Annotated in this window: 26 protein-coding genes and 1 riboswitch; of the genes, 17 read left to right on the top strand and 9 right to left on the bottom strand. The window is 64.0% G+C overall.

Translation table 11 applies throughout. From position 1 onward, the window contains the following. Positions 1-20: 20 nt before the first annotated feature. Together AYX22_RS14750 and AYX22_RS14745 are read left to right on the top strand one after the other, a co-directional pair. Positions 21-866 carry a PHP domain-containing protein gene (locus tag AYX22_RS14750; protein ID WP_207594097.1) on the top strand — a complete coding sequence of 282 codons (846 nt, stop codon included), beginning with the start codon at positions 21-23 and terminating at the stop codon, positions 864-866. 13 nt (positions 867-879) lie between these two features. Next, positions 880-1,488 (top strand): MarC family protein, encoded by a 609-nt coding sequence (locus tag AYX22_RS14745; protein WP_207594096.1) that lies wholly within the window; start codon positions 880-882, stop codon positions 1,486-1,488. 20 nt (positions 1,489-1,508) lie between these two features. Here AYX22_RS14745 and AYX22_RS14740 read toward each other — a convergent pair whose 3' ends face one another. The 4 genes from AYX22_RS14740 to AYX22_RS14725 all read right to left on the bottom strand — a co-directional run bounded on the left by AYX22_RS14740 (position 1,509) and on the right by AYX22_RS14725 (position 6,939). After that, positions 1,509-2,387 (bottom strand): site-specific DNA-methyltransferase, encoded by an 879-nt coding sequence (locus AYX22_RS14740; RefSeq protein ID WP_207594095.1) that lies wholly within the window; start codon positions 2,385-2,387, stop codon positions 1,509-1,511. Positions 2,388-2,395: 8 nt separating this feature from the next. Further along, the gene (locus AYX22_RS14735) at positions 2,396-4,111 is read right to left on the bottom strand and encodes a DEAD/DEAH box helicase (protein WP_207594094.1); all 1,716 of its coding nucleotides are present in this window, start codon (positions 4,109-4,111) and stop codon (positions 2,396-2,398) included. A 277-nt stretch (positions 4,112-4,388) separates the two neighbouring features. Then, on the bottom strand, positions 4,389-5,885 hold the full coding sequence (locus AYX22_RS14730) for an RNB domain-containing ribonuclease (RefSeq protein WP_207594093.1): 1,497 nt from the start codon (positions 5,883-5,885) through the stop codon (positions 4,389-4,391). 112 nt (positions 5,886-5,997) lie between these two features. After that, entirely contained in the window at positions 5,998-6,939 is a 942-nt protein-coding gene (locus AYX22_RS14725) for a TM2 domain-containing protein (RefSeq protein ID WP_207594092.1), read from the bottom strand. Between the two features lie 156 nt (positions 6,940-7,095). On the opposite strand from AYX22_RS14725, the gene AYX22_RS14720 reads away from it, so the two are divergent. Continuing rightward, positions 7,096-7,764: a ferritin-like fold-containing protein gene (locus AYX22_RS14720; RefSeq protein ID WP_207594091.1), complete on the top strand. Its 669-nt coding sequence runs from the start codon at positions 7,096-7,098 to the stop codon at positions 7,762-7,764. 43 nt (positions 7,765-7,807) lie between these two features. Here AYX22_RS14720 and thiE read toward each other — a convergent pair whose 3' ends face one another. Continuing rightward, a complete protein-coding gene (gene thiE, locus AYX22_RS14715; RefSeq protein ID WP_207594090.1) occupies positions 7,808-8,491 on the bottom strand; it encodes a thiamine phosphate synthase in 684 nt (227 codons plus the stop codon). A 27-nt stretch (positions 8,492-8,518) separates the two neighbouring features. Then, positions 8,519-8,637: riboswitch (TPP riboswitch) on the top strand. Between thiE and thiO the strand changes: the two genes are divergently transcribed. From thiO to AYX22_RS14695, 4 genes are all read left to right on the top strand, one after another. Further along, positions 8,633-9,898 (top strand): glycine oxidase ThiO, encoded by a 1,266-nt coding sequence (thiO, locus tag AYX22_RS14710; RefSeq protein WP_207594089.1) that lies wholly within the window; start codon positions 8,633-8,635, stop codon positions 9,896-9,898. (Overlaps the previous riboswitch by 5 nt.) Next, entirely contained in the window at positions 9,895-10,131 is a 237-nt protein-coding gene (gene thiS, locus AYX22_RS14705; RefSeq protein ID WP_207594088.1) for a sulfur carrier protein ThiS, read from the top strand. The genes thiO and thiS overlap by 4 nt, the downstream gene beginning before the upstream one ends. A gap of 4 nt (positions 10,132-10,135) precedes the next feature. Continuing rightward, positions 10,136-10,933 (top strand): thiazole synthase, encoded by a 798-nt coding sequence (locus tag AYX22_RS14700; protein WP_207594087.1) that lies wholly within the window; start codon positions 10,136-10,138, stop codon positions 10,931-10,933. A gap of 33 nt (positions 10,934-10,966) precedes the next feature. After that, positions 10,967-11,302: a 4a-hydroxytetrahydrobiopterin dehydratase gene (locus tag AYX22_RS14695; RefSeq protein ID WP_207594086.1), complete on the top strand. Its 336-nt coding sequence runs from the start codon at positions 10,967-10,969 to the stop codon at positions 11,300-11,302. An 82-nt stretch (positions 11,303-11,384) separates the two neighbouring features. On the opposite strand, the gene AYX22_RS14690 is transcribed toward AYX22_RS14695, so the two are convergent. From AYX22_RS14690 to AYX22_RS14680, 3 genes are read right to left on the bottom strand one after another with little or no spacing between them, the layout of a single operon-like run. Beyond that, the gene (locus AYX22_RS14690; protein ID WP_207594085.1) at positions 11,385-11,687 is read right to left on the bottom strand and encodes a hypothetical protein; all 303 of its coding nucleotides are present in this window, start codon (positions 11,685-11,687) and stop codon (positions 11,385-11,387) included. A 35-nt stretch (positions 11,688-11,722) separates the two neighbouring features. Beyond that, on the bottom strand, positions 11,723-11,947 hold the full coding sequence (locus tag AYX22_RS14685; RefSeq protein ID WP_026539987.1) for a DUF3107 domain-containing protein: 225 nt from the start codon (positions 11,945-11,947) through the stop codon (positions 11,723-11,725). Between the two features lie 50 nt (positions 11,948-11,997). Then, the gene (locus AYX22_RS14680) at positions 11,998-12,732 is read right to left on the bottom strand and encodes a TetR/AcrR family transcriptional regulator (protein WP_207594084.1); all 735 of its coding nucleotides are present in this window, start codon (positions 12,730-12,732) and stop codon (positions 11,998-12,000) included. A 6-nt stretch (positions 12,733-12,738) separates the two neighbouring features. Here AYX22_RS14680 and moeB point away from each other — a divergent pair, with 6 nt between their 5' ends. Next, positions 12,739-13,941 carry a molybdopterin-synthase adenylyltransferase MoeB gene (gene moeB / locus AYX22_RS14675; RefSeq protein WP_207594083.1) on the top strand — a complete coding sequence of 401 codons (1,203 nt, stop codon included), beginning with the start codon at positions 12,739-12,741 and terminating at the stop codon, positions 13,939-13,941. Positions 13,942-14,019: 78 nt separating this feature from the next. On the opposite strand, the gene AYX22_RS14670 is transcribed toward moeB, so the two are convergent. Next, positions 14,020-15,342 carry a glutamyl-tRNA reductase gene (locus AYX22_RS14670; RefSeq protein WP_207594082.1) on the bottom strand — a complete coding sequence of 441 codons (1,323 nt, stop codon included), beginning with the start codon at positions 15,340-15,342 and terminating at the stop codon, positions 14,020-14,022. 158 nt (positions 15,343-15,500) lie between these two features. Between AYX22_RS14670 and hemE the strand changes: the two genes are divergently transcribed. The 9 genes from hemE to hemL all read left to right on the top strand — a co-directional run bounded on the left by hemE (position 15,501) and on the right by hemL (position 25,471). Beyond that, complete coding sequence (gene hemE / locus AYX22_RS14665; protein ID WP_207594081.1) at positions 15,501-16,616, top strand: uroporphyrinogen decarboxylase; 1,116 nt, start codon at positions 15,501-15,503, stop codon at positions 16,614-16,616. 5 nt (positions 16,617-16,621) lie between these two features. Continuing rightward, positions 16,622-18,091, top strand: a complete 1,470-nt coding sequence (gene hemG / locus AYX22_RS14660) for a protoporphyrinogen oxidase (RefSeq protein ID WP_207594080.1) — start codon at positions 16,622-16,624, stop codon at positions 18,089-18,091. A gap of 72 nt (positions 18,092-18,163) precedes the next feature. Next, positions 18,164-18,865 carry a hydrogen peroxide-dependent heme synthase gene (hemQ, locus tag AYX22_RS14655; protein ID WP_207594079.1) on the top strand — a complete coding sequence of 234 codons (702 nt, stop codon included), beginning with the start codon at positions 18,164-18,166 and terminating at the stop codon, positions 18,863-18,865. Further along, the gene (locus AYX22_RS14650; protein WP_207594078.1) at positions 18,862-20,085 is read left to right on the top strand and encodes a ferrochelatase; all 1,224 of its coding nucleotides are present in this window, start codon (positions 18,862-18,864) and stop codon (positions 20,083-20,085) included. The genes hemQ and AYX22_RS14650 overlap by 4 nt, the downstream gene beginning before the upstream one ends. After that, entirely contained in the window at positions 20,082-21,080 is a 999-nt protein-coding gene (hemC, locus tag AYX22_RS14645; RefSeq protein WP_207594077.1) for a hydroxymethylbilane synthase, read from the top strand. The genes AYX22_RS14650 and hemC overlap by 4 nt, the downstream gene beginning before the upstream one ends. Further along, on the top strand, positions 21,067-21,945 hold the full coding sequence (locus AYX22_RS14640; protein ID WP_242703347.1) for a uroporphyrinogen-III synthase: 879 nt from the start codon (positions 21,067-21,069) through the stop codon (positions 21,943-21,945). Before hemC ends, AYX22_RS14640 begins: the two co-directional genes overlap by 14 nt. Further along, positions 21,942-22,922: a porphobilinogen synthase gene (gene hemB / locus AYX22_RS14635; RefSeq protein ID WP_207594075.1), complete on the top strand. Its 981-nt coding sequence runs from the start codon at positions 21,942-21,944 to the stop codon at positions 22,920-22,922. The genes AYX22_RS14640 and hemB overlap by 4 nt, the downstream gene beginning before the upstream one ends. Continuing rightward, entirely contained in the window at positions 22,922-24,034 is a 1,113-nt protein-coding gene (locus AYX22_RS14630; RefSeq protein WP_207594074.1) for an LLM class flavin-dependent oxidoreductase, read from the top strand. The genes hemB and AYX22_RS14630 overlap by 1 nt, the downstream gene beginning before the upstream one ends. A 117-nt stretch (positions 24,035-24,151) precedes the next feature. Next, a complete protein-coding gene (hemL, locus tag AYX22_RS14625; protein WP_207594073.1) occupies positions 24,152-25,471 on the top strand; it encodes a glutamate-1-semialdehyde 2,1-aminomutase in 1,320 nt (439 codons plus the stop codon). Positions 25,472-25,506: the final 35 nt, after the last annotated feature.

Raw genomic sequence — 25,506 nt, 5'->3', positions numbered from 1 at the left:
GCATCCCCTAGGCTGGGAAAGTGAGGATAGACCTGCATGCGCACTCCAATGTTTCCGACGGAACCGAGACACCCGCCGGGGTGATCATTTCCGCTGTGGCGGCAGGCTTGGATGCGGTGGCGCTGACCGACCATGACTCCACGGATGGCTGGGATCCGGCCGCAGCAGCCGCCCGCGACCATGGCATCGCCTTTGTTCCGGGAATGGAGATCTCCTGCCGGACGGAACAGGGCATCAGTGTCCACTTGCTGAGCTACCTGCATGACCCCGCCCATGCGGGTCTGCTGGAGGAAATCACCAAGTCCAAGGATGCCCGCCTTACCCGTGCGGAGCATATGGTCACCCTGTTGTCCGAGGACTACCCTTTGACCTGGGACGACGTCATCCATCACGTAGCTCCGGGCGCCACCGTGGGGCGTCCCCACATTGCGGATGCCTTGGTCGCTGCCGGCGTAGTGGCCGACCGTTCGGAGGCCTTCACTTCCATCCTCACCTCACACTCGCGATACTTCGTTCAGCACTACGCACCCAACCCGGCGGTCGCCGTCGAGCTTGTCCGTGCCGCAGGCGGCGTTCCCGTATTCGCCCATCCCGTGGCGTCGTCGAGAGGACGCATCGTGGGGGATCGGACCTACCGGGAGATGATTGATGCCGGCCTGATGGGCCTTGAGGTTGAACATCGTGACAACCCCGAGGAGGGGCGCGACTTCCTGCGCATGTTGGCTGCAGAGCATGGCCTGCTCATCACTGGATCTTCCGATTACCACGGAGCGGGGAAACCGAACCTGTTGGGTGAGAACACCACCTCGCCCGCGGTGTTGGCCCGGATTGAGGAGATGGCAACAGGCAGCACGGTGGTTCGTTGAGAGGGGTCCTTTAGTGGATTTGCAGCTGCTCGCCTCGGTGATCGTCACCTTGTTCGTGATTATGGACCCACCGGGTACCGTCCCGATCTTTATGTCCTTGACGGCCCAGATGACGGCGAGGGACCGGAACCGCTCCGCTTTCCAAGCACTGCTGGTGGCCACCGGCGTCATTGTGGTGTTCGCCATCTTCGGCCAGTCAATCCTCAATTACATGCATATCTCGCTGGCGGCCTTGCAGGGCGCGGGTGGCCTGCTGCTGGTGCTCATTGCCCTGCAGCTGCTGACCGGTTCCACCAGCGGCGAGGAAAATGCGGCCAAGTACAAAAATGTGGCGTTTGTTCCTTTGGGGACGCCACTCATGGCTGGACCTGGTGCGATCGTTGCCGTGATGGTCTTCGTTCAGCAGTCCAGCCAGCTGTCAGAGTACTTGGCTGTGGGGCTGGGCATTGCCGTGGTACTGGGCTCGTTGTACCTGGCGATGCGCTTCGCGGGTGTCGTGCAGCGCGTGCTGGGTGAAAACGGCGTCGAGCTTGTCACCCGGATTGCCGGCCTGCTTCTGTCGGCCATTGCCGTGCAGATGATCGCGGACTCCGTGACGGCCTTCGTGAAGGGCGTCGCCTGAGCACGCTTTGGTATTGCGGGCTAAAGGCCGGTTGGCTGGATCTCGTGGAACACAGCCTTGCTGCCCAGCCGTTTCCGCATGACCTCGATGGCCTGTTCGTTCTGGTCGACACACACAAAGTTGCGGCCGAGCTTCGCTGCAACGGCTCCGAGGGTCCCTGATCCGGCAAAGAAATCGAGGCACCAGTCACCTTCGCGGCTGGATGCGGAAACGATCCTCCGGACCAGGCCTTCGGGTTTCTGGGTAGGGTAGCCGGTCTTCTCACGGCCGGTAGGGGAAACGATGGTGTGCCACCAAACATCAGTGGGCAGCTTGCCGAGCTCGCGCTTGGCAGGAGTCACCAGGCCGGGGGCCATGTACGGTTCCCGGTCCACCTCTGCGTTGTCGAAGTGGTACTTCGTGGGGTTCTTTACATACACCAGAATGTTGTCGTGCTTGGTGGGCCAGCGGTTCTTGGCGCGCGCGCCGTAGTCGTAGGCCCAGATGATCTCGTTGAGGAAACACTCCCTGCCGAATATGGCGTCCAGCATCACCTTGGCGTAGTGCACCTCCCGGTAATCGAGGTGCAGGTACAGGGTGCCGTCGTCTGACAAGAGCCGCCACGCCTCGACGAGTTTGGGCTCCAGGAAGGACCAGTAATCGCTGAAGGCGTCGTCGTAGCTGTGAAGGGCACCCTTGATGGTGTCGTAGGAACGCCCCTTGAAACCGACGCGATCGCCGTCGCCGTCCGCGTTCCGGACCATGCGGGTTTCCTGGCGGCGCTGTACCCGGCCTGTGTTGAAGGGCGGGTCGACGTAAATGAGTGTGAAGGCGCCGTCCGGCAGCGTAGGGAGGAATTCCGCGTTGTCCGCGTGCACCACCACATTGCCGCCGTCCGGCGCCCAAACAGTTTCAGTCATTGAGGGTTTTAGCCCTCGGTGCTGCCGGACTGGGCAGCTGCGGTCTCACCGGAAACCACTTCGCCGTTGCGGCGGCGCGTGCGGGTACGACGCGTCCGGGCAGGCTTGTCTGCGTTGTCGGCAGTGGCAGTGCGGGTTTCCGACGCACCGGCAGCCGGGGCTGCTTCGGTGTCGGAGGTACGACGGCGGCGCGTACGGTTGCGGCCGCCGTCGCCCTTGGATTCGCTGGAGTCCGAGTCGTTGGATTTGGCTTGCCGTCCGCGGCCGCTGTCTCGTCCGCCGTCGCGACCCCGTCCGCTGTCTCGACCGCCATCGCGGCCTGAACCGGAACGCGCGTTCTTCTTGCCGGTCTCGCCGAGATCCTCAAGAACCTCCGCGTCGACGCCGGCGAGGACCCGCTTGTTGCGGGGCAACCTGCCCTTGGTGCCCTCGGGGATGTCGAGATCCGCGTACAAGTGCGGCGAGGACGAGTACGTCTCCACCGGTTCCGGAACGCTCAGTCCGAGTGCCTTGTTGATCAGGCCCCAGCGCGGCATATCGTCCCAGTCGACGAACGTGACAGCGGTGCCCTTGTTACCCGCGCGGCCGGTACGCCCAACGCGGTGCAGGTAGATCTTTTCGTCTTCAACACACTGGTAGTTGATCACGTGCGTGACGTCATCAACGTCGATGCCGCGGGCGGCAACGTCAGTGGCCACCAGGACATCGACCTTGTTGTTGCGGAAAGCACGGAGAGCCTGCTCGCGGGCACCCTGGCCGAGGTCTCCGTGGATGGCGGCAGCGGCAAAACCGCGGTCGACGAGTTCCTCGGCAACCTTGGCAGCAGTGCGCTTGGTCTTGGTGAAGATAATGGTCCGTCCGCGGCCGCGAGCCTGGAGGATGCGGGCCACTACTTCAGACTTGTCCATGCTGTGCGCACGGTAGATCAGCTGACGGATGTCGCGCTTGGTCAGGCCTTCGTCGTCCGGATCCGCAGCACGGATGTGGGTGGGCTGCGTCATGTAACGGCGTGCCATCGCGATCACCGGGCCGGGCATCGTCGCGGAGAAGAGCAGCGTCTGCCGAACGGCGGGGGTGCCGGCGATCAGGGTCTCAACGTCCGGAAGGAAGCCGAGGTCCAGCATTTCGTCAGCCTCATCAAGGATCACCATCTTGACGTTCTTCAAGCTCAGGTGCTTCTGCTTGTAAAGGTCGATCAGACGCCCGGGGGTACCGACCACGATCTCGACGCCCTTCTGCAGGGCATCGACCTGGGGCTCGTAAGCGCGGCCACCATAAATGGTGGCGATGCGGGCGTTGCGCTTGCGTGACGCGGTCTGGAGGTCGTTGGCAACCTGCACCGCGAGTTCACGCGTGGGAACGATCACCAAGGCCTGGGGTGCACCCGGGACGGCAAGCTTCTCATAGCCGGCGTCGTCGCGGCCGGCTACACGCTGGAGCGCAGGAATGCCGAAGCCCAACGTCTTACCGGTACCCGTCTTGGCCTGGCCGATGATGTCGTGGCCGCTCAGGGCCACTGGCAGGGTCATCGCCTGGATGGGGAAGGGGTGCGTGATCCCGGCATCGGCCAAGGACTCAACAATGTCAGCGCGGACGTTGTAGTCGGCGAAGGACTTTTCTTCGATCTCGTGGGGCTTTTCATCCGAGACGATCGTTTCCTCGGGTTCAAGAATTTCGGTTCCGGTGGGGTCGGTCAGGACTTCATGGGTGTGCAATTCACTCACAGGGAGTTTCCTTATTCATTTAGGCATTGGCGCTGCGTGCTCAACGGGGGCGGCGAAGCCGTACCGGAGCACGAACTGGCGCGCAAGCATATCCAGTGGAAGCCGATCGCGGGCTATCTAAGTACTGGCACTGGTGACCAGTTGGTACATCTCAAGATCGCGTAGGGGCGGGCTTGTTGACTTCAAAAATTAACTGAATCAACGACCGGGCATCCATTACTACAGGCCCAGTCTATCCTCTGGGAGCCATAAAGCCCGGATCATGGGTTCACCGGGGTCAGTGCTGCAGCTCGAACCTGATTTCCCGGCTGGCAATATCCGCCGTGACAAGGCGTACCCGCACTTTGGTTCCGGACTCCAATTCGCCGTCGCAGCGTGCGGTGACGGCCGGTTCCGCGATCTGGACGACCCCATACGGACCGCTCCCGTTTCCGTTGGCTTTATTGCCATTGCCTCGGTTGCCGTTGCTGTTTCCATTGGCAGGCTTGGACCCTGAAATCACCACGGCATCGAACTCCTGGCCCACGTGGTTGGCTACCAGTGCTGCTTCCACCGTGTCCAGAGCCGCACGCTCAAGCCGACCGGCCACTTGGTCCGAGGCTGCCATGATCTCCGGCAACGAGGGCAGTGCGTCACGGGCCCACCGCGGAATGTCCTTGTGGTTACTGAGGGCCTCGCAGATGACCAGGACGAATCTGTCAATCAGGCGTCGCAGCGGTGCTGTGGTGTGGGCATAGGGAGCCCCGATGGCCGCTTGGATCACTGTGTCAGGCACCTCGCCGTCGAAGGGCGTGTAACCGGCGCCCCTGAACAGCGTCCCGGCCGAGTGCAGGATGGCCAGCTGTTGGGGGTCGGACGCATCCAAGGTGCGCAAGTACTCGCCGTAGCTGACCTGGCCATCCCACGGTTTGCCCAGCGCAGTGGTTTGCCGCTTGAAATGCTGCAGTGAGCGTTCGTCCGGGGCGGGCATCGTGCGGAGGATGCCAACTTTGCCTTCCAGCATCAGTTGTGCGGCAGCCATTCCGGTCATCAGAGAGATCTGTGCGTTCCAGTCTTCCACCGGCAAAGACGGGGCTGCAACGATCCTGTACCCGCCGCCGTCGGTCGCCTGGACGATTTCCTGTTCCGGCATGTTGAGGCTTGCGCCGCCGCGCAACCGTTCCAGCTCGACGCGCTTCAGTCCCACTTCCTTGAGGAGCTGAAGAACAGGCGGGGCGGTGCCGTCGTCGATCTGCTGTTGGGCGCCTTTGTAGCTCAGCTTGGCCCGGCTGCGGACAGCAGCCCGGGCAACGGTCACGGACATGACCTCTGCATCAGCGCCGAGTTCGAAGTTCCACACAAAGGCACTGCAGTCCTGTTCGGCCAGCAGGCTTCCGGCGTTTTCACTGATGACCTCGGGGTGCAGTGGGATCCGGCCGTCAGGTGCATAGAACGTTTGTCCGCGTAGCCGGGTCTCGGCATCCAAGGCTCCTCCGGGAGCCACAAAGGACGGCACGTCGGCGATGGCGTAGAGGACCTTGTAGCCGTCTCCGGAACGTTCAATGAACAGGGCCTGGTCCAAGTCAGTCGAGGTAGCGGGATCAATGGTGACGAAGGGGATCTCCCGCAGGTCCTGATCCGGCAGCCTGAGGTTTTCCACGGCCCGCTCTGCCTCTTGTACTGCCTCGGCAGGGTACGCGGTGGGGAGTTCCAGTTCCGTCCTCAAGGCCGCAAGTGCTTCAGCGAGCTGGTCCGACGAATCGTCGACGTTGGGTGCTATCCGATGATGTGACACGAAAATCAGGGTAGCCCGAAACCGGCGGATAGTCTTGGCAGCCGCACGCAAAAGCCCGCTGCCCCAAGGGGCAACGGGCTTTCGGTAAAGCTGGTTCTGACCAAACAGGCGGTTAGCTTGCCGGTGTCAAAGTGAAGGTGGCTGCCTTGTCTCCGAAGTCATTGTTGATCACCACTGTGGTGGGACCATTCTTGATGTCGAAGGCGATGACGCCCTGCTGTACGTCTCCGGCTGCGACATCGCCGGAGACGAGACCGCCCAGACCGTTGTCAAGGAAGATCCGGTCGCCCTCGTTGCCGTCAGCATCGAAGGCATCGAAGTTGCTGGGCGCGGCGAAGCTGGATCCGGCGATGGTCTCCCAGGAAACCTCCAGCAGGAGGAACCCGCCGTTGAGCGGCTTCATGTAAGCCATCTCCGGGATTTCGGTAGCGTATCCGGAGTTAAGGACGGTGACCTTAACGGTGTTGCCCTCTGACACCGTGACCTCGAAAGCGTTGCCATCGGTGGCGGTGCCTTGGGAAGGGGCAGTGGCCTCCTGTGAAGCTGACGGTGCGGCAGGGACAGGCGTGGCCTGTCCCTGGACCGCGGCAGCCACCAGCGTCAAAGACAACACCGTGGACACGATCCCAACAACCAGGCCGGCGAACCAGACAACGAGCGTGATGATCCAGGCCTTCTTCTTGTTTTCCGGATAACCCTGCAGCGGGCGGCCTTCCTTATCACGTGCGTTGCCGGTCAGCGTGATGATGAGGTCCACGATGGACCAGATGCCGAGTCCGCCCGCAGTGAGCAGTTTGGCAATGCCGGTCCCGATCTTTCCCAAGTAAAAGCGGTCAACACCGAGGCCACCAAGGAGCAAGGAGAGGATCCACGTGACCATGAAGGACTTGGCCGGAGTACCCGTGCCGGGAACACCATAAGGGCTGGAATCCGGGCCGGACTGGTACGTCTGGGGTCCGCCTTGGTACTGGGCGTCGAAAGCACCGGGTGCAGGGGGAACTGGTGGGGCACCGTTCCCGTTGTGGGGCGCGGGCGGGTAGCTCGGATTAGTCATTGATCATCCTTCGGGGGGAGTGGGTGCGAGGAGGAGGACACGCGGCCTGCGGGCAGGCCAGACAGTCAACTCACTTCCAGTCAGCCTAGTGGGACCAACGCTGCTGAAGGCAATCTCCGCGGGCGGGGTGTGGAGAGCCGGGGATAGTCTTGGATTATGGGCACTTCGACGGACGTCGCACCTTCTGCCGGACAACTCGCCGCGGAACTCCTGGGCGCCATGGCCTACGGCGAGTTGTCGGCTTTCGGCCGGCTTTCGTTCGATTCCCGATACGCCCCCACACTCCATGACCGTTCAGTGCTGGCAAAAATTGCCGTCGGTGCGTACGGAAACTTCGCGCTGCTGAGCGATCGGCTCGCTGAAATGGGCCTTGATCCGGAGGAAGCCATGCTGCCGTTCCAGCGTTCCTTTGACCACTTCCATGAACGCACCAAGCCCGGGGACTGGTTCGAATCCGTGATGAAGGCATACGTCATCGACACCGTTTCCTCGGACTTCTACCGGGCTGTCGCCACTTTCCTCGATGGTACAACGCAGCAGTTCGTGGACCGGGTTGCCTCCCCCGACCAGGCAACCGAGGTACTTCGTGTCCTGCTGCGGCGGGCCTTGGCCGATGACCCACGACTGGCCTCACGGCTGGCGTTGTGGGGCCGGCGGCTGGTGGGGGAAGCGCTGACACAGGCGCAGAGGGTAGGGACTGAGCACCCACAGTTGGGGCCGGCACTAAAAAGTGGTGGCGATGCCCGCGCCGCAATTAAAAGACTGACAGGCGAGCTCGCCGGGCGTCATGCCCGCCGGATGACGGCGCTGGGCCTCACTGCCTAGCGGTATGACCGGGCTTATGCCTGAAAGGCTCCAACGGCCAGGCTCAGGCTGCGTCCAGCGCCTCCAGCAGCGACTTGGCTGCCGTCGTCGGATCCGAAGCCTCGGTGATGGCGCGGACCACGACGATCCGGGTGGCTCCTGCGGCCCGCACCTGCTCTACGTTGCTGAGATCGATCCCTCCGATGGCGAACCATGGCAGGTTCACGGCGCCGTCGGTGGTCTCGACTGCACGCTTGCTCGCTTCTGCGGCATATGTGACCAAGTCCAGTCCCACGGCTTCGCGGCCGGGTTTGGTGGGTGTCGCCCAGACGGGTCCTACACAGAAGTAGTCCAGGCCCCCCTGTCCCGGTGATGCCGCGATGGCGGCATTCACCTGCTCGGGGGAGTGGGTGGAAAGACCGATCGTGACGGACTCCGGAAGCAATGTCCGGGCCACCTTCAACGGGAGGTCCTTTTGCCCGATGTGGAACACCGGAGCCCCGGAAACACTGGCAACGTCGGCTCGATCGTTGACAGCCCACAGCCGTCCATGACGTTGCGCAACTCCGTGCAGGACCGCCAGCAACTCCAATTCCTCGGCAGCTTCGAGGGTCTTGTCGCGCAGCTGGATGATGTCCACACCGCCCTCGAACGCGGCGTCCACAAAGTCTTCAAAATCGCCTTGCCGTTTCCGCGCATCGGTGCACAGATACAAGCGGGCGGTGGCGAGGGCATCAGTCTGGGTCATGGAACCCAGAGTAGTTCCTCTAAACTGGGCACGTACTGCGGGAGCCGCGACGTTCGTCATATGACTGTCCGGCTGAGAGGGCTTAAGAGCCGACCGCTTGACCTGATCCGGCTAGTACCGGCGTAGGGAAGGAAACGCGCAATGGCAGTTCCCCGCCAAACCCCGCTCCAGGCCGACGTGGCCGTCATTGGCGGCGGCGTCATCGGGCTGGGCATCGCCCGCGAAGCGCGGCGACTTGGCCGCTCCGTGGTGGTGATCGACCCCGCACCGGCTTCGGGGGCTACGTTTGCTGCCGCCGGAATGCTTGCCCCCGTGAGCGAATTTCACTACCAGGAGGAAGATCTCCTGGAGTTGATGCTCGAATCGTCCAGGCTGTGGCCGTCTTTCGCGGCAAGCCTGCCCCGCGGAGGGGAAGACACCGGATACCGCACGACGCCGACACTTGCCGTGGGTGCCGATGCCGCGGACCGCAGGGCACTGGCAGACCTCCGTGCTGTACAGCTTGCTGCGGGCCTGGGGGTCGAGCCGTTGTCCCTGCGCGACGCCCGGGATCGCGAACCCCTCCTCAGCCCCCAAATTTCCAGTGCCTTCGACGTTCCCGCCGACCATCAGGTCGATCCCCGCAAGCTGGCGGCATGCCTGCTCTCGGGACTGGCACGCCACGCGGCCAGCGACTACACGTGGGTTTCGGGCGCCGACGATGGGTTTGCCGTGACTTCCACGGCGCGCCGCTTGCTCTGGGACGGAGGGCGGGTCTCAGGAGTGGAACTCGAGTCCGGCGCCGCTGTCCACTCCACCGAAACGGTGGTCGCCAACGGGCTGGGTGCGGCAGACCTGGAAGGGCTCCCCGACGGGCTTAACCTTTCCCTGCGGCCGGTATATGGCGACATCCTCAGGCTTCGGGTGCCTGAACACCTCCGGCCCCTGCTCACCTCCACCGTCCGTGGGATGGTCCGTGGAGTGCCCGTCTACATCGTGCCCCGGGACGACGGCACTGTAGTCATCGGGGCCACCCAGCGCGAGGACGGACTGTCGGCAGCGTCCAACGCGGTCTCAGCCGGGGGCGTCTACCAGTTATTGCGGGACGCCCAGGCCCTGGTCCCCGCAGTGGCGGAACTTGAGCTGCTCGAAGCAACGGCCCGGGCCCGCCCCGGCACTCCGGACAACGCACCGCTGCTTGGACGGGTCGTTGGCCCCCGGGGGGATGTTGATGGTCTGGTGATCGCCACAGGATTCTTCCGGCATGGTGTCCTCCTGACGCCCGCGGCCGCACGGATCGTGGGCGGGCTGATCAACGGCACGTCGGACCCCCGGTGGGCATCATTTTCCCCGGACCGCTTCGCGGCCACTTCATCCACAGCGCGGGCGCTTACGCCGGCACACGCTCCCAGCAAGGAAACAGCATGAACATCAAACTCAACGGATCCGATCACGCCGTGCCGGAGGATGCTTCAGTCAGCACCCTGGTCACGGCCGTCACCGGCCGCGCCCTGGACCACCGCGGACAGGCAGCCGACGGTGGCAAGCTGGGCGTCGCCGTCGCCCGCAATTCCGAGGTGGTGCCACGCAGCCAATGGTCCGCAACGGCGCTCGCCGACGGGGATGAACTCGAACTTGTTACCGCAGTCCAAGGAGGCTGACATCATGACGACAGCAAACACAGAGGTCATTACTGACGCCTTGGTGATCGACGGCGTCCACTTCGGATCCCGCCTGATCATGGGGACGGGAGGTGCCCCGAGCCTGGACGGTCTAGGCGCTGCGCTCCTGGCGTCCGGGACTGAGCTCACCACAGTAGCCATGAGGCGCTACTCACCCGCTGAAACAGGATCCCTCTTCCAACTCCTGGTGGACCACGGAATCCGGGTGCTGCCCAACACCGCCGGTTGCTTTACTGCCAGAGACGCCGTGATGACCGCTGAACTGGCACGCGAGGCACTGGAAACCGACTGGGTGAAGCTGGAAGTCATCGCCGATGAACACACGCTCCTTCCAGACGCAGTGGAACTCGTCGAGGCAACGGAACAGCTGGTGAATCGTGGATTCAAAGTCTTCGCCTATACCAACGATGATCCCGTCCTGGCACTGCGCCTCGAAAACCTGGGTGCCACCGCAGTGATGCCCCTGGGCTCGCCGATCGGAACCGGTCTGGGGATCCTGAACCCGCACAACATTGAACTCATCGTGTCCCGGGCCTCAGTACCCGTGGTGCTCGATGCCGGAATAGGAACCGCCTCCGATGCCGCCCTCGCCATGGAATTGGGCTGCGACGCCGTGCTTCTGGCCACCGCTGTCACCCGGGCGCAGAACCCGGTGCAAATGGGTGAGGCCTTCAAGCACGCCGTGATCGCCGGTAGGCTGGCCAAGCAGGCAGGACGGATTCCGAGGCGTGAGCACGCTTTGGCGTCGTCGGCCATGGAGGGCCGGGCAGAGTTTCTCTAAGTGTCCGCCGGGTCTCCGGGAGAAGGAGCAGCAGTGGCAGGGAACCATGACCATCTGACCCAGGCGGATGTCGACGATGCCCTCCGGGAGCTACGCCACTGGAAGTACCAGGGCGGCCTGGTAACCGTCTATAAAACTCCGACGGCGGCCGAAGCGCTGGCCCTCATTGCAGCGATCGGAGAAATCGCCGAACACCAAAACCACCATCCGGATCTGGAATGGCGCTACAACAGGGTCCACCTGCGGTACCTGTCCCACGACGCAGGCGGAAAAGTCACCCAACGCGACATCACCGCTGCGGCTTCCGTGAGTGAAGCCGCAGCGGCGCTGGGTGCAACCGCCCAGCCGGAGCGGTATCCGGAACCCTGAACCCGAACCATTGTGACAAGGCTTTAAGCGACAGTGACCGTCGCCCGAGGGCGGCGGTCACTGTCGTGTGTTCTTGTTGCTGCTAGAGCTTGAGCGCCTTGGTGAGCGCCGCAGTATCGTGCCGGGTGCGGGTCCGGCCCAGGAAGACCACCACCGCTGCGGCGGCGGCAGTTCCCAGGACGATCGGCAAGACCCAGGGAATCCAGGTTGCCCCGGGCTGGTAGCCCAGGCCGGCACTGATGAACGCAATCCAGCCCAGGGTGCCCACAGCCACCGAAACACCGGCCGGCAAAGCGATGCCGTACTTGCCGTGCCTCTTGTCGTTGGCCCACACGATGAAACCGGTGGCTATGGTGGCCAGAACCACCACGACGAGTGAAAGCATGAAGACTCCTTTGCGGACTGCGTTATGCGGAGGGCCTAGAGGGCACCGAAGCCGACGCGGCGGACTTCCTCTGCGCCGATCTCCACGTATCCCAGGACGCTGCCGGGAACGATGATCTGGCGGCCCTTTTCATCGGTCAGGCGCAATTCCGAGCCCTTGGACACGGCCTCTGCCACGATCTTGGCCACCGCGTCTGCATCCAAAGCGGATTCGAGCACGATTTCACGGCCAACGTTCTGAATGCCGATCTTTACTTCCACAGCAAGGCCTCCAAGCCAATCAAGTATTAAGTCAGTCCTCTATTTGTAGCCTAGGACTCTTTGGGGAATCGACTGATTCCGCGCCAAGCTAAACGATAGATCAGATCACTGGCCACATCGAGGTCAAGGTTTCCGTCCGTTTCAAGCCAGTAGCGTGCGCTGACCTGCGCCATCCCGGCCAGACCACGGCCCAGGAGCTGCGCCTCCAAGGGAGGCAGCTTGGTGTCCTCGGCAATAACATGGGCCACCGCATCAGCGAATGTTTTGTTGAACGTCTCCAAACGGGAACTGACATCGGGATCGTTGATGAGGTCAGATTCGAAGACGAGCCGGTGGGCTTGGTCGTCATCAGCGATGAACCGGTAGTAGGCCCGCATCACGGCCTTCACGCGTTCCTTGTTGTCCGAGGTGGAGTTCAAGGCGCTGAGCATCAGTTCAGTCAGCGCGGCCAGGTGGCTGTCCAAAAGGGCCATGTAGAGCTCACGCTTGGACGGAAAGTGCTGGTACAGCACCGGCTTGCTCACGTGGGCAGCCTCGGCGATCTCGTCCATGGCGGCACCATGGAATCCGTTGGAGACAAAAACTTCCAACGCCGCATTCAGCAACTGCGCACGGCGCTCGTCGCGCGGCAACCTTGGTGAACGCGTTGAAACAGCCCGTTCCTGCTTGGCCGGTGCCCCATCGTGTGCCCTTGTGCCGTCAGCCACAGTCTGCCGCCTTTCCTTTGCAGTTATGACCACTCTACCGGTGGGTAATATGACCGGGCGGCATCGGCAGGCATACATTGGGGTATGGCCTCAATTGTTGCTGCCCGCCCTGCTGCGCCCGCTGTCCTGCCGCCCCTTGTTGAACCGGCCGTCGAACTCACGCCGGCCGAAGTGGAGCGATACTCCCGGCATCTCATCATTCCCGAAATCGGTGCCCTGGGCCAACGCAGGCTTAAGAATGCCAAAGTGCTGGTCATAGGCGCCGGCGGACTTGGTTCTCCGGCATTGTTGTACTTGGCTGCGGCCGGCGTTGGCACACTCGGAATCGTTGACGACGACGTAGTGGACCTCAGCAACCTGCAGCGCCAGGTCATCCATGGCGTGAAGGACGTGGGCATCCCCAAGATCGAGTCGGCCCGCAACGCCATCAACGAACTTAATCCGCTGGTCAACGTCGTCCTGCACGACATCCGGCTGGACTCATCCAACGCCTTGGAGTTGTTTGCGCAGTACGACCTCATCCTCGATGGCGCGGACAACTTCGCCACGCGTTACCTGGTCAACGACGCCGCCGCCATCCTCGGCAAGCCCTATGTCTGGGGCTCCATATTCCGCTTCGACGGCCAGGTCAGCGTGTTTTGGGCCGAGCACGGACCCACTTACCGGGACCTCTACCCTGAAGCTCCTCCCGCCGGTTCGGTGCCTTCCTGCGGCGAGGGCGGAGTGTTCGGCATGTTATGCGCAGCGGTTGGTTCGCTCATGGTGACCGAAGCCGTGAAGCTGATCACCGGCGTCGGGCGTTCACTGCTGGGACGGGTAGCGCTTTTTGACGCACTTGGCGGCAGCTGGCGCGAGATCAGGGTATCCAAGGACCCGGAAGCCGAACCCATCACGGAGCTGACGGACTACGAAGCTTTCTGCGGTGTGACGCCTTTGGCAGCAACCGACCAGGAACACACTGTGTCCGCGAAGGACCTTGCAGCGATGCTCGCAGAGCGGGAGGCGGGGGAGCGGGACTTCGACTTGGTGGATGTCCGGGAATCGGGGGAGCACAGCATCGTCAGTATTGACGGTTCAGTCCTCATCCCGCAGGGCCGTATTCTCTCGGGTGAAGCGTGGGTGGAGTTGCCCCAGGACAAGGACATCGTTTTCCACTGCAAGGCCGGCACGCGCTCGGCTGCTGTGTTGGAGGCTGCGCGGAAAGCGGGTTACACGCGGGTCAGCCACCTCGACGGCGGTATCCTCGCCTGGGTGCGCGACGTCGAGCCGGCGAAACCCGTTTACTAGGTCGTTTTTCGCCCCCAGCCGTGCCTGGCAGTCCCACATGAGCGGATGCCTGGGGCTCGAGGGCACGGCCCCGTCTGCTCAGGCGCTCTCTGAGCGGAGCTGCTGGTGGTCCACGGGGCATTCGGCGGCCGGGGTTGCAGCCTGGGGCTGTTCCACCTGGATTCCGTAGAGTGCCTCGAGGGCTGCGACGTAGTCATCCTGCTGTCCGTTGGCGGCAAGTTCGCGTGCACGGACTGTGGGGATGTGGAGGAGCTGCTTGACCATGCGGCGGAGTGCGAACTCCACTTCTTCGGCGGCGGCCGTGCAACCGTGGCGGGCGCGGACCTTTTCCATCTCGGCGTCCAGGACGTTCATGGTGTGGCGGCGAAGCGCCACGATGGCCGTGTCCACGGAACGCGCTTCGCGTTCGGATTCAAAGGACGCGGCAGCGCCGGTGACGATTGCACTTGCCTGGGACAGCGACTCTGCTTGTTCCTGGGGTGCGGCGAGCCGAACGGACTCAAGCGTCAAGAGCTCAACGCCGTCGAGTTCGCCCACAGCGGGATCGAAATCATGGGTGAGGGCAAGGTCGATGGCGATCAACGGCTTGCCCGACTGTGCACGGACACGGGCGAGGTCTGCGGCCTCCACACGGTTGTCCGATCCGCTGCAGCCGATCATGACGTCAGCTGCGGCAACAGCGGCTGGGAGAGTGTCGGCGTCGAGCGCTGTTCCACCGCGGGTGGCGACGAAACCTTCGGCGCGGCCGGACGACGAGTAGACGGAGATATCAGTACAGCCGCGTTCCCGGAGAAGGGACATCGTGGCGCCTGCGTATGCCCCGGTACCGAAGACCACGACCTTCTTGGTGGACCAGTCATCGTTCTCGGCGAGATCGGTTGCGAGGTCCAGGGCGACGGACACGATCGAGAGGCCCCGGGAACCGAGGGCGGTTTGCGCGCCAACATCCTTGGCGGTCTTGGAAGCCGCCTGGAAAAGCCGGACGAGGCCGGAGCTCGCGGTGCCTTCCTGCTGGGCTGTAATCAGTGCCCGGCGGACCTGGCCGGCGATTTCGCGTTCGCCCACGACGGCGGAGTCCAGCCCGGCGCTCACGGCAAAGAGGTGGCGGGTGACGTCAGGGCCGGTGTGGGTAGCAAAGGAACGGGAGACGAGTTGCTCGTTCAGGCCGCTCAGTTCACTGATCTGGGAAACGAGGGCGGAGCGGGCTGCTTCGAGGTCCGCCCCGTTGGCCGTTTCGCCGTAAACCTCATAGCGGTTGCACGTCGCCAGGACCACGGCCCCGGAAACCACCGGGGAGTCCGTCAGAGCTGCCGAGGCAAGCTCAGAGGAACCGTTGCTCAACTGAGCGACAGTTTCGAGGTCGATGTCGGCGTGTGTCGCCACCAATGAGAAAAGAACCACAGCACCCCAATCATAGCTTTTTCGTAGCCCGGTAGAACAATATGGCACCGTGGCGATCCACACGCAGGGGAGTGATCGCCGCCACAAAGGCCCGGGAGGCGCTCAACGTGACAGCTTGTCGTTATCTTTTGCACCGGATTTTCGGCACAATCGAAGGCATGACTTCTAGCTCGGCAGCATCCAAGAGTACGGCCTCCAACGCCCCCGCGGGAACCCTCGACGCCAACCACCCGCTGAAGGACGGCCGGACCTCGGACTCGCCGTTGATTACCGCCTACCGCGGCGGCACGCCGTCCCGCAGGCCTGTGTGGTTCATGCGTCAAGCAGGCCGTTCCCTGCCCGAGTACCTGAAGGTACGCGAAGGCGTGGCGATGCTGGACTCCTGCCTGCGACCAGAACTTGCGGCGGAAATCACGCTCCAGCCGGTTCGCCGCCATGATGTTGATGCGGCCATTTTCTTCTCCGACATCGTGATTCCGCTGAAGCTGGCCGGTGTGGGCGTGGACATCGTCCCCGGTGTTGGACCGGTCCTGGACAAACCTGTCCGCACGGCCGCTGATGTAGCGGCCCTGCCCACGCTGACGTGGGAGGCGCTGGAACCCATCCGCGAAGCCGTCCGCCTGACTGTTGCTGAACTCGGGAAAACCCCGCTTATCGGGTTCGCCGGCGCCCCCTTCACCTTGGCGGCCTACATGGTTGAAGGCAAGCCGTCCCGGGACCACCTCGGACCCCGGACCATGATGCACGCCGATCCTGAAACCTGGGCGGCACTGGCCAACTGGGCCGCCGACACCTCCGGAATGTTCCTCCAGGCCCAGCTCGAAGCGGGTGCTTCGGCTGCGCAGCTCTTCGACTCGTGGGCAGGCTCACTGGGCCTGGCTGATTACACCAAGTACGTCGCGCCGGCGTCCGCCCGGGCGCTGGATCATGTCCGTGGCCTGGGTGCTCCCTTGATTCATTTCGGCACGGGGACGTCCGAGCTCCTGGTCGCGATGCGCGATGTCGGAGTGGACGTGGTGGGCGTGGACTACCGACTCCCCTTGGATGAGGCCAACCGCCGCTTGGGTGGCACCGTTCCGCTGCAGGGAAACATCGATCCCGCACTTCTCTCCGCTCCGTGGGAGGTCCTTGAAGCCCATGTCCGTGAGGTCATTGCGGCCGGAGCCCACGCGCCGGGCCATGTGCTGAACCTGGGCCACGGAGTGCCTCCGGAAACGGACCCCACCGTCCTGACCCGCGTCGTGGAACTCATCCACTCCATCCCTTCGGAGTAGTGCCGATGCGCGGGGGACACCCAACGCCAAAGCCACCGGCCGACAGGCCGTCCGCCGTTGTGGTGGGCGGCGGCGTCTCAGGCCTGATTGCTGCCCGTGAACTTGCCATGGCCGGCTTTGCCGTCACCATCCTGGAAGCGGGCGACGCCTGGGGCGGCTGCGTGGGAAGCCATGTCGTTGCCGGGCTGCAGCTTGACAGTGGGGCGGAATCGTTTGCCACCCGGTCGCCGGCTGTTGCCAATCTCGCCGGAGAGCTGGGCCTGGCGGACAAAATCGTTTCCCCGCACCCCGGAGGTGCCTGGGTGCAATTACCCGACGGGCCGCAGGAACTACCCAAAACGGGAATCCTGGGCATCCCCGCCAATCCCTGGGATCCGGAAGTCCGCCGTTCCCTGGGACTCGCAGGAGCCATCCGTGCCTCGTTGGACACCTGGCTTCCCGCGTCCTTTGGTACGTCCTCGGAGGTCACCAGTGTTTCCGCGCTTGTGCGGAGCCGTATGGGCAAGAGGGTCCTTGACCGGCTGGTTTCCCCGGTGGTGGGCGGTGTCCATTCGGCCGACCCCGGTCTTCTGGATGTGGACATGGTTGCGCCAGGCCTGCGGGCGGGCATTCGTCAGCATGGCTCACTGGCCGCCGCTGTGGCGGCCCAGCGCAGGGCCGCCGCTGGCTCCGCATCCGGCCCGGCCAAGGCTGGATCCGCCGTCGCCGGTTTGCAAGGTGGCATGCATTCGCTGGTGACTGCGCTCGTGGCGGACCTGCGCGGACGCGGCGTCGGGCTGATGACCGGAAAGCGCGCCGACGCAGTGGCCAAGACCCCGGACGGCTGGCGGGTCACCGCCGGAGGTTCCACGTACGACGCCGGCCGGTTGGTGGTTGCGCTCGACGGCCCGGCCGCCGTCGGGCTTCTTGAGCAGTCCTTGCCGGAACTGTCCGGCTTGCGTCCGGCACCCGGACCGCTGGTGAGCCTCGTGACCATGGTGGTGGACCTTCCCGAGCTTGACAGCAGGCCCCGCGGGACCGGAATTTTGGTGGCACCACAAACTCCCGGAATCAAGGCCAAGGCGTTGACCCACGCGACAGCCAAATGGGACTGGTTGGCGGGCGAAGCCGGGCCGGGGACGCATGTCCTGCGCCTGTCCTATGGCCGGCGTGAAGAAGCTGCCGGGGGAGCGGACATCATCCTGGATGATGAGGCACTCCTTGCCGCGGCGCTGATGGATGCCTCCGCGTTGTTGACGGTGCCGGTCTCCCGGGCGGACATCGTGGATTGGGATGTGGTGCGGTGGGCCGGAGCCTTGCCGTTCGCCGCCGTCGGTCATAAACAGCGGGTCGGGCACGTGCGCGCTGTGTGTGCCGCGGCCTCCGGTTTGACGGTGGTTGGAGGCTGGTTGGCGGGGAATGGCCTGGCTGCCGTGGTGGCCGACACCCGGACACAGCTCGCCGCAGCCGTAGCCGAGAATGCCTCAAAACTGTGATTTGCATCACTTCTACGTGTTGTAGAACTGATCCGTTTCGACTTAGGGGCTGGCACGGGGCAAACTTGAACCATGAGCCACACTTCTGCCGAATCTGTCACTAAAACTGCTGAAACCGAAGAACAGTTCTACACGCTGTGGACGGTCTTCAAGCGATCGGCCGACGTCCTGCGCAGCGGCGATGCTGCCCAGGAATTCGACGCCCTTGCGGAGAAGCTCGCTGAGGGTGGAGTGATCCTCCGCGGCAGCTACGACGTCTCGGCGATGCGCTCGGATGCGGACATCATGGTGTGGCTCCACGGGCCCAAGCCGGAGGACCTGCAGGCCGCCGTCCGCTCCATCCGCCGCAGCAAGCTTTTCGCCGGCACCGACATCGTTTGGTCTGCCATGGGCGTGCACCGCGAAGCCGAGTTCTCCAAGAGCCACGTGCCGGCATACGCCCGCGGCGTCGAACCGAGCACCTGGCTCTGCGTCTACCCGTTCGTCCGCTCCTACGAGTGGTACCTGCTTCCGACGGACGAACGCGGCAAGATGCTCCGCGACCACGGCCTGCTGGGACGCGAATTCCCGCAGGTCATCTCCAATACTGTGTCCTCCTTCGCGCTGGGTGACTGGGAATGGATCCTTGGCCTCGAAGCACCTGAACTGGTGGACCTGGTAGACCTGATGCGCCACCTGCGGGCCACGGAAGCCCGCCACCATGTTCGCGAAGAAATCCCCTTCTACACCGGCCGCCGGGTCACGGCTGCCGAGATTGCCGAGGTTCTCGCATGACCAGCCCCGCTGTCTCCACCGCAACGAACGCCGTCACTGAGCGTGGGCGCCAGGAAGCCAAGCACTATGATGCCGTGCTGCTCGCTTCCTTTGGCGGACCTGAAGGGCAGGACGACGTCATCCCGTTCCTGCGCAACGTCACCCGTGGCCGTGGCATCCCGGATGAGCGACTGGAAGAGGTATCCCACCACTACCGCGCCTTCGGCGGCATCAGCCCCATCAACCAGCAGAACCGTGAGCTGAAGGCCGCCATTGAGGCCGAGCTGGCCCGCCGCGACATCGAACTGCCGGTCCTTTGGGGTAACCGCAACTGGGATCCTTACATCGCTCCTGTACTCCAGGACGCTTACGACGCCGGACATCGCCGGCTCCTGATGCTCACCACCAGCATCTACTCCTGTTACTCCAGCTGCCGCCAGTACCGCGAAGACATCGGCGTTGCACTGACGGAAACAGGATTGGACGGCAAGCTCCAGGTGGACAAGATCCGCCAGTACTTCGACCACCCCGGCGTCGTCCAGCCCTTCCTGGAGGGTACGTCTGCGGGCTTGGAAGAGATCCGTGGCAAGCTTGCCGCTGCCGGTGAGTCAGATCCCGATTCAAAGATCCGCGTATTGTTCGCTACGCACTCCATCCCTACGCGGGATGCCGAAGCCGCTGGCAGGTCGGAGGACGAGCCCCGCGAATTCGCCGAAGGTTCGGCTTATGCTGCGCAGCACCTGGCCAATGCCAAGGCCATCATGGATGTCGTGGCCCCCCACGTCGCCTGGGACTTGGTGTACCAGTCCCGGTCCGGCGCCCCGCACATCCCGTGGCTTGAGCCGGACATCAACGACCACCTTGAGGAAATCGCCCCCGATGGCGTCCGCGGCGTCGTCATTGTTCCCCTCGGTTTCGTCAGCGATCACATGGAAGTTGCCTGGGACCTCGACACCGAAGCCCTGGAAACCTGCAAGAACCTGGGCATTGAAGCAACCCGTGTTCCCACCCCGGGTACGCACGCGGCGTTCGTGTCCGGCCTGGTGGACCTGATCTGCGAACGCACGGTGGAGAACAACATCGCCGAGCGCCCCCACGTCACGGACCTCGGACCGTGGTACGACGTTTGCCGCCCCAACTGCTGCGAGAACTTCCGTGGAGCGAAGCCCGCTATTTCAGAGGTTGGCACCACGGTGGGCATCGGCCACGACGCCTACCCGGCTGCGGAGGCTGCCAAGTGACCGTTCGCATCGGCACCAGGGCCAGCAAGCTGGCACTGACGCAGACGCAGCAGACGGCGGACAAGTTGTCCGCGGTTGGCGGCTTCCCGGTAGAGCTGGTTCACATCAAGACCGAGGGCGACGTCAAAACCGGTTCCCTTTCCCAGATGGGCGGAACAGGTGTGTTCGTCGCCGCCTTGCGTGACGCGCTGCTGGCTGACACGTGCGATGTCGCGGTGCACTCCCTCAAGGACCTGCCCACCGGCGCAGCCCTTGGCCTGAGCATCGCTGCAACACCCAAGCGGGTGGATGTCCGTGATGTTCTCTGCGCACGGGACGGGATGACGCTCTCTGAGCTGCCGGGCGGTGCCAAAGTAGGTACAGGCTCACCACGCCGCGCTGCCCAACTCCGGGCAGCCCGGCCCGATATCGAGGTCTTGGACATCCGCGGCAACGTCGATACCCGCCTCGGCCGGGTTCCCGGCCTCCCGGGCAACATCACGGATGAGGTTGTGCCGGGTAAGTCCTGCGACCTCGACGCAGTGGTTTTGGCCGCCGCTGGATTGGAACGAATGGACCGGCTGGACACCGTCAGTGAGTTCTTCGAAACCAACGTCATGTTGCCCGCACCCGGGCAAGGTGCGTTGGCCATCGAATGCCGAACTGGGGATGCTCCGCGCCAGCCAGGGTCCACCGCGGGTTCAAACGGCGTGCTGGCCCAGGCCTTGGCGGCATTAAACGACGACGACACCCGGCTGGCGGTGACAGCCGAGCGTGCCGTGTTGGCCAGGCTCGAAGCCGGCTGCGCTGCTCCGGTGGGTGCCTACGCCTTCCGCAAGGGCAGCATGCTGCACCTGGAGGCAGTGGTCTGCGCTGTGGATGGCACCAAGACCGTTCGTGAGAAAAAAGCCACCGATGGCCTCACGGAAGTCGGCGCCACGTTGCTCGGCATCGAGGTGGCTGAGTTGTTGCTCGCTGCCGGTGCCGCGGAGATCGCGGACCTTGCCGCGTCCTGAACCGCAGGATCCACGAGGGCTAACCGGTCGGCGCATCCTGATCACCAGGAGCGCCGACCGTGCCAAGCCGCTGGCGTCGTTGCTGACCAGCCTCGGCGCCGCACCCTTGGTGCTGCCCCTGATCGATTTTGAACGGGCAAAAGACCAGGCACCCCTGGACGATTCCCTCGACCGCCTGGCTGCCGGTGAATTCGATTGGTTGGTGATCAGCAGCATCACCAGTGCCCGAGTCCTACTTGAGAAGGCTGCAGAGCGGGGCACAACCCCGGCAGCCCTCGTTCCGGCAGCCACCCGGGTGGCGACCATCGGGCCGTCCTCGTTGCGGGTCCTGGAATCCATTGGCCTCTCCGTCCACCTGGCGCCGACGGAGCGTCAGTCTGCTGACGGACTGGTGGAACTGTGGGAGCCCGCGCCGGTCCGGGTGCTCCTGCCCCAAGCAGATATCGCGGCACCCGGCCTTCGGGAAGGCCTGGCGTCAAAAGGTGCTGACGTGACCTCCGTGGTTGCCTACCACACCGTGGACTACCCGGCCGGGACGGGACGTCGCCTGACGGCGGAACTGCCGCCCGCCGTCGAGGTTTCCGAGGACAGCGTGCTGCCAATGCTCAGCCCGGAAGAAGCACGGGCCGGCCTCAAGGCAGGCACTGTGGACGCCGTGGTGGCTGCTTCGCCCAGCGCCGCACGCCGCATCGCCCAAACCTTGCCGCCGCTAGGCAGGTGCCACTTGATTGCCATCGGGCGTCCGACGGCGGGTGAGGCCTCGCGTCTTGGCCTCACCGTGGCCGCCACAGCCAAAGAACCAACCCCGGACGGCATCGTGGCCGCCTTGGAATCTGTTTTCGCCAACGAAGGGAACCCGCAATGAGCTTTCCAAACCATCGTCCCCGCCGTCTGCGCACCACTCCCGCCATGCGCAGGCTCACCGCAGAGAACCGGCTGGCACCTGCAGACCTGATCCTCCCGGCGTTCATCCGGGAGGGCCTCACCGAACCAAGCCCCATCAGCTCCATGCCGGGTGTGGTCCAGCACACCACTGATTCCCTGAAACGCGCTGCATCCGAAGCTGTGGAGCTTGGAGTGGGCGGCATCATGCTGTTTGGCGTCCCCTCCGTCCGCGATGCGCAGGGCACGGCCTCACTCGACCCGGAAGGCGTCCTGAACAAGGCCATCCGCGACGTCAAGGCTGAGGTGGGGGATGACTTGGTCATCATGGGCGACGTTTGCCTGGACGAGTTCACGGACCATGGCCACTGCGGGGTCCTCGATGCCGATGGCTATGGGGACAACGACGCCACCCTGGAGATCTACGGACAGATGGCTGTAGCCCAGGCCGATGCGGGGGCCCATGTACTGGGACCCTCAGGCATGATGGATGGCCAGATCGCTGTCATCCGTCAGGCGTTGGAGGAATCCGGCCACAAGAACACCGCGGTCCTTGCCTACGCAGCCAAGTATGCGTCGGCGTTCTACGGCCCGTTCCGTGAAGCAGTCGATTCCCAGCTCAAGGGCGATCGTCGGACCTACCAGATGGACGCAGCAAACCGCCGGGAAGCCATCCTGGAGGTGGAACTGGACCTTGAAGAGGGTGCCGACATGGTGATGGTAAAGCCGGCCATGAGCTACCTGGATATCCTGGCCGACGTCGCAGCCATGAGCCCGGTACCTGTCTCGGCCTACCAAATCTCCGGCGAGTACGCCATGATCGAAGCTGCTGCGGCCAACGGCTGGATCGACAGGCGCGGTGCCATCACCGAATCCGTCCTGGGAATCAAGCGTGCCGGAGCCGATACCGTGCTGACCTATTGGGCCTCCGAACTGGCAGGCTGGCTGAAGGAGTCCTGATGACATCCGTTCCCTCCGACCCCGGCGCCTCCCCGGATCGCGGCGGGCCGTCCGACCCCGCCGCGCCGGTAGCTGCCAACCACATCCTCCTGGGGCTGAACACTTTTGGCGATGCCGGCGTCGACGCTGACGGGAACCCCAAAGAACACGCCCGCGTCCTCCGCGAGTTGCTCGAAGAAGCGAAGTTGGCCGACGCCGTCGGGATCCATGCCTTCGGGGTAGGGGAACACCATCGCCGGGACTTCGCAGTCTCCGCACCCGAGGTCTTCCTTGCAGCCGCCGCCGCAGTGACATCCCGGATTCGTCTCGGCTCGGCTGTTACGGTGCTGAGCTCGGATGATCCCATTCGAGTTTTCCAGCGCTTCTCCACTGTGGATGCGCTGTCCAACGGCAGGGCTGAAGTCATGCTGGGCCGGGGCTCGTTCATTGAATCCTTCCCGCTCTTCGGCCTCGACCTGGCTGACTACGAGGTCCTTTTCGAGGAGAAGCTGGAGCTCTTCGACAAGGTTCGTGCCCAGAAGCCGGTCCACTGGGAGGGCCGTACCCGGCCCAATGTCAATGGACTCCAGGTGTACCCGAAATTGCAGCACCATTTGCTGCCGGCCTGGATTGGCGTAGGCGGAACACCCGAGTCCGTGCTGCGCTGTGCCGAATACGGCTACCCGATCATTTTCGCCATCATCGGGGGAGAACCCCGCCGCTTTGCCCCGCTGGTGAACCTCTACCGCGATGCGATGGCGAAGTACGGACACCCGATGCGCCAGATCGCAACGCACTCGCCGGGCTTCATTGCCGATACGGATGAGGCCGCCCGGGAGGAGCTCTTCCCGCATTGGCTGGACCAGCGCAACAGGATCGGCGCTGAGCGCGGCTGGGGTCCTGGAAACCGCGGTGAATTCGAGGCCATGTGCGGCCCCGAAGGCGCCCTCTACGTGGGTTCGCCGGAAACCGTTGCGCAGAAGATCGTCCTCCTCAAACGCACCCTGGGTGTGGACCGCTTCGACCTGAAGTACAGCAACGGGACCCTGCCCCACCAATCCATGATGCGTTGCATTGAGCTCTATGGCACCGAGGTGGCCCCGCGGGTTGCCCGGCTGCTTGCTTCCGAATAGGCGCACACGACGCAGACCGGCTGCTCCTGAATCGCAGACCGGCTGCTCCTGAATCACTGACCGGCTGCTCCTGAATCACAGACCGGCTGCTCCTGAATCACTGAAAGAATAGGAACCATGACTTCCAACACCCCTGTGTCCGATCAGCTCTTCGACCGCGCCCGGTCCCTCATGCCTGGTGGCGTGAACTCCCCGGTCCGTGCCTTTGGATCCGTCGGTGGCAACCCGAAGTTCATGGTTTCGGCCAAGGGCGCCTACCTCACGGACGCCGACGGCAAGGAGTACGTGGACCTTGTCTGCTCCTGGGGCCCTGCGCTGCTGGGCCATGCCCACCCTGCCGTACTCGACGCCGTGCACGCCGCCGTGGACCGCGGCCTGTCCTTCGGTGCTTCCACTCCGGATGAGGCCAACCTGGCCGAGATCGTCAAGGACCGCGTATCCGCCGTTGAGCGCCTGCGCATGGTGTCCACCGGCACCGAGGCGACCATGACCGCCGTACGCCTCGCCCGTGGCTTCACCGGCCGCAACCTGGTCATCAAGTTCGCTGGCTGCTACCACGGCCACTTGGACGGTTTGCTGGCGGCCGCAGGTTCCGGTGTTGCCACCCTGGCCCTTCCAGGCTCGGCCGGCGTCACCGAGGCAACAGCAGCTGAAACCTTGGTCCTGCCTTACAACGATCTCGCCGCAGTTGAGGCTGCCTTCGCCACGCACGGTAACAACATTGCCGCAGTGATCACGGAAGCGGCTCCCGCCAACATGGGCGTTGTCACACCGGGAGAGGGGTTCAACGCAGGGCTGTCCCGCATCACCAAGGAGCACGGGGCCCTCCTGATCGTGGATGAAGTCCTGACCGGGTTCCGCACTGGCTACTCCGGCTACTGGGGCCTGACAGGCCGCCAGGAAGGGTGGGCGCCTGACCTGCTCACCTTCGGCAAAGTCATCGGCGGCGGAATGCCGACGGCGGCACTCGGCGGCCGTGCCGACGTCATGGACTACCTTGCTCCCGTTGGCCCGGTCTACCAGGCCGGCACGCTGTCCGGAAACCCCGTGGCCATGGCGGCCGGCGTAGCCACGCTGACCCATGCAACACCGGAGGTCTACGCCTACGTTGATGCCCGCTCGCTGGAACTCTCCGCGGCACTTTCGTCAGCTCTGGATGCTGCAGGCGTTGACCACTCAATCCAGCGGGCAGGGAACCTGTTCTCGGTCGCCTTTGGTACCTCGGCCCACGGCGTGCACAATTACGACGACGCGCAGGCTCAGGAGAGCTTCCGCTACGCACCGTTCTTCCACTCCATGCTGGACTCGGGCGTTTACCTGCCGCCGTCCGTCTTCGAAGCATGGTTCCTGTCTGCTGCCCATGACGACGCAGCAATGAACCGTATTTTCGAGGCGCTTCCCGCAGCTGCACAGGCTGCTGCCGGCGCCACGGCCTGACCCTGCTGATGCCCCGGGCTGGTGCGGAAGGCACT

The organism is Arthrobacter sp. D5-1, from assembly GCF_017357425.1.
Classification (GTDB): Bacteria; Actinomycetota; Actinomycetes; order Actinomycetales; family Micrococcaceae; genus Arthrobacter.
The sequence above is the reverse complement of the archived record's forward strand: the minus strand, read 5'-3'. Positions and strand labels throughout refer to the sequence as shown.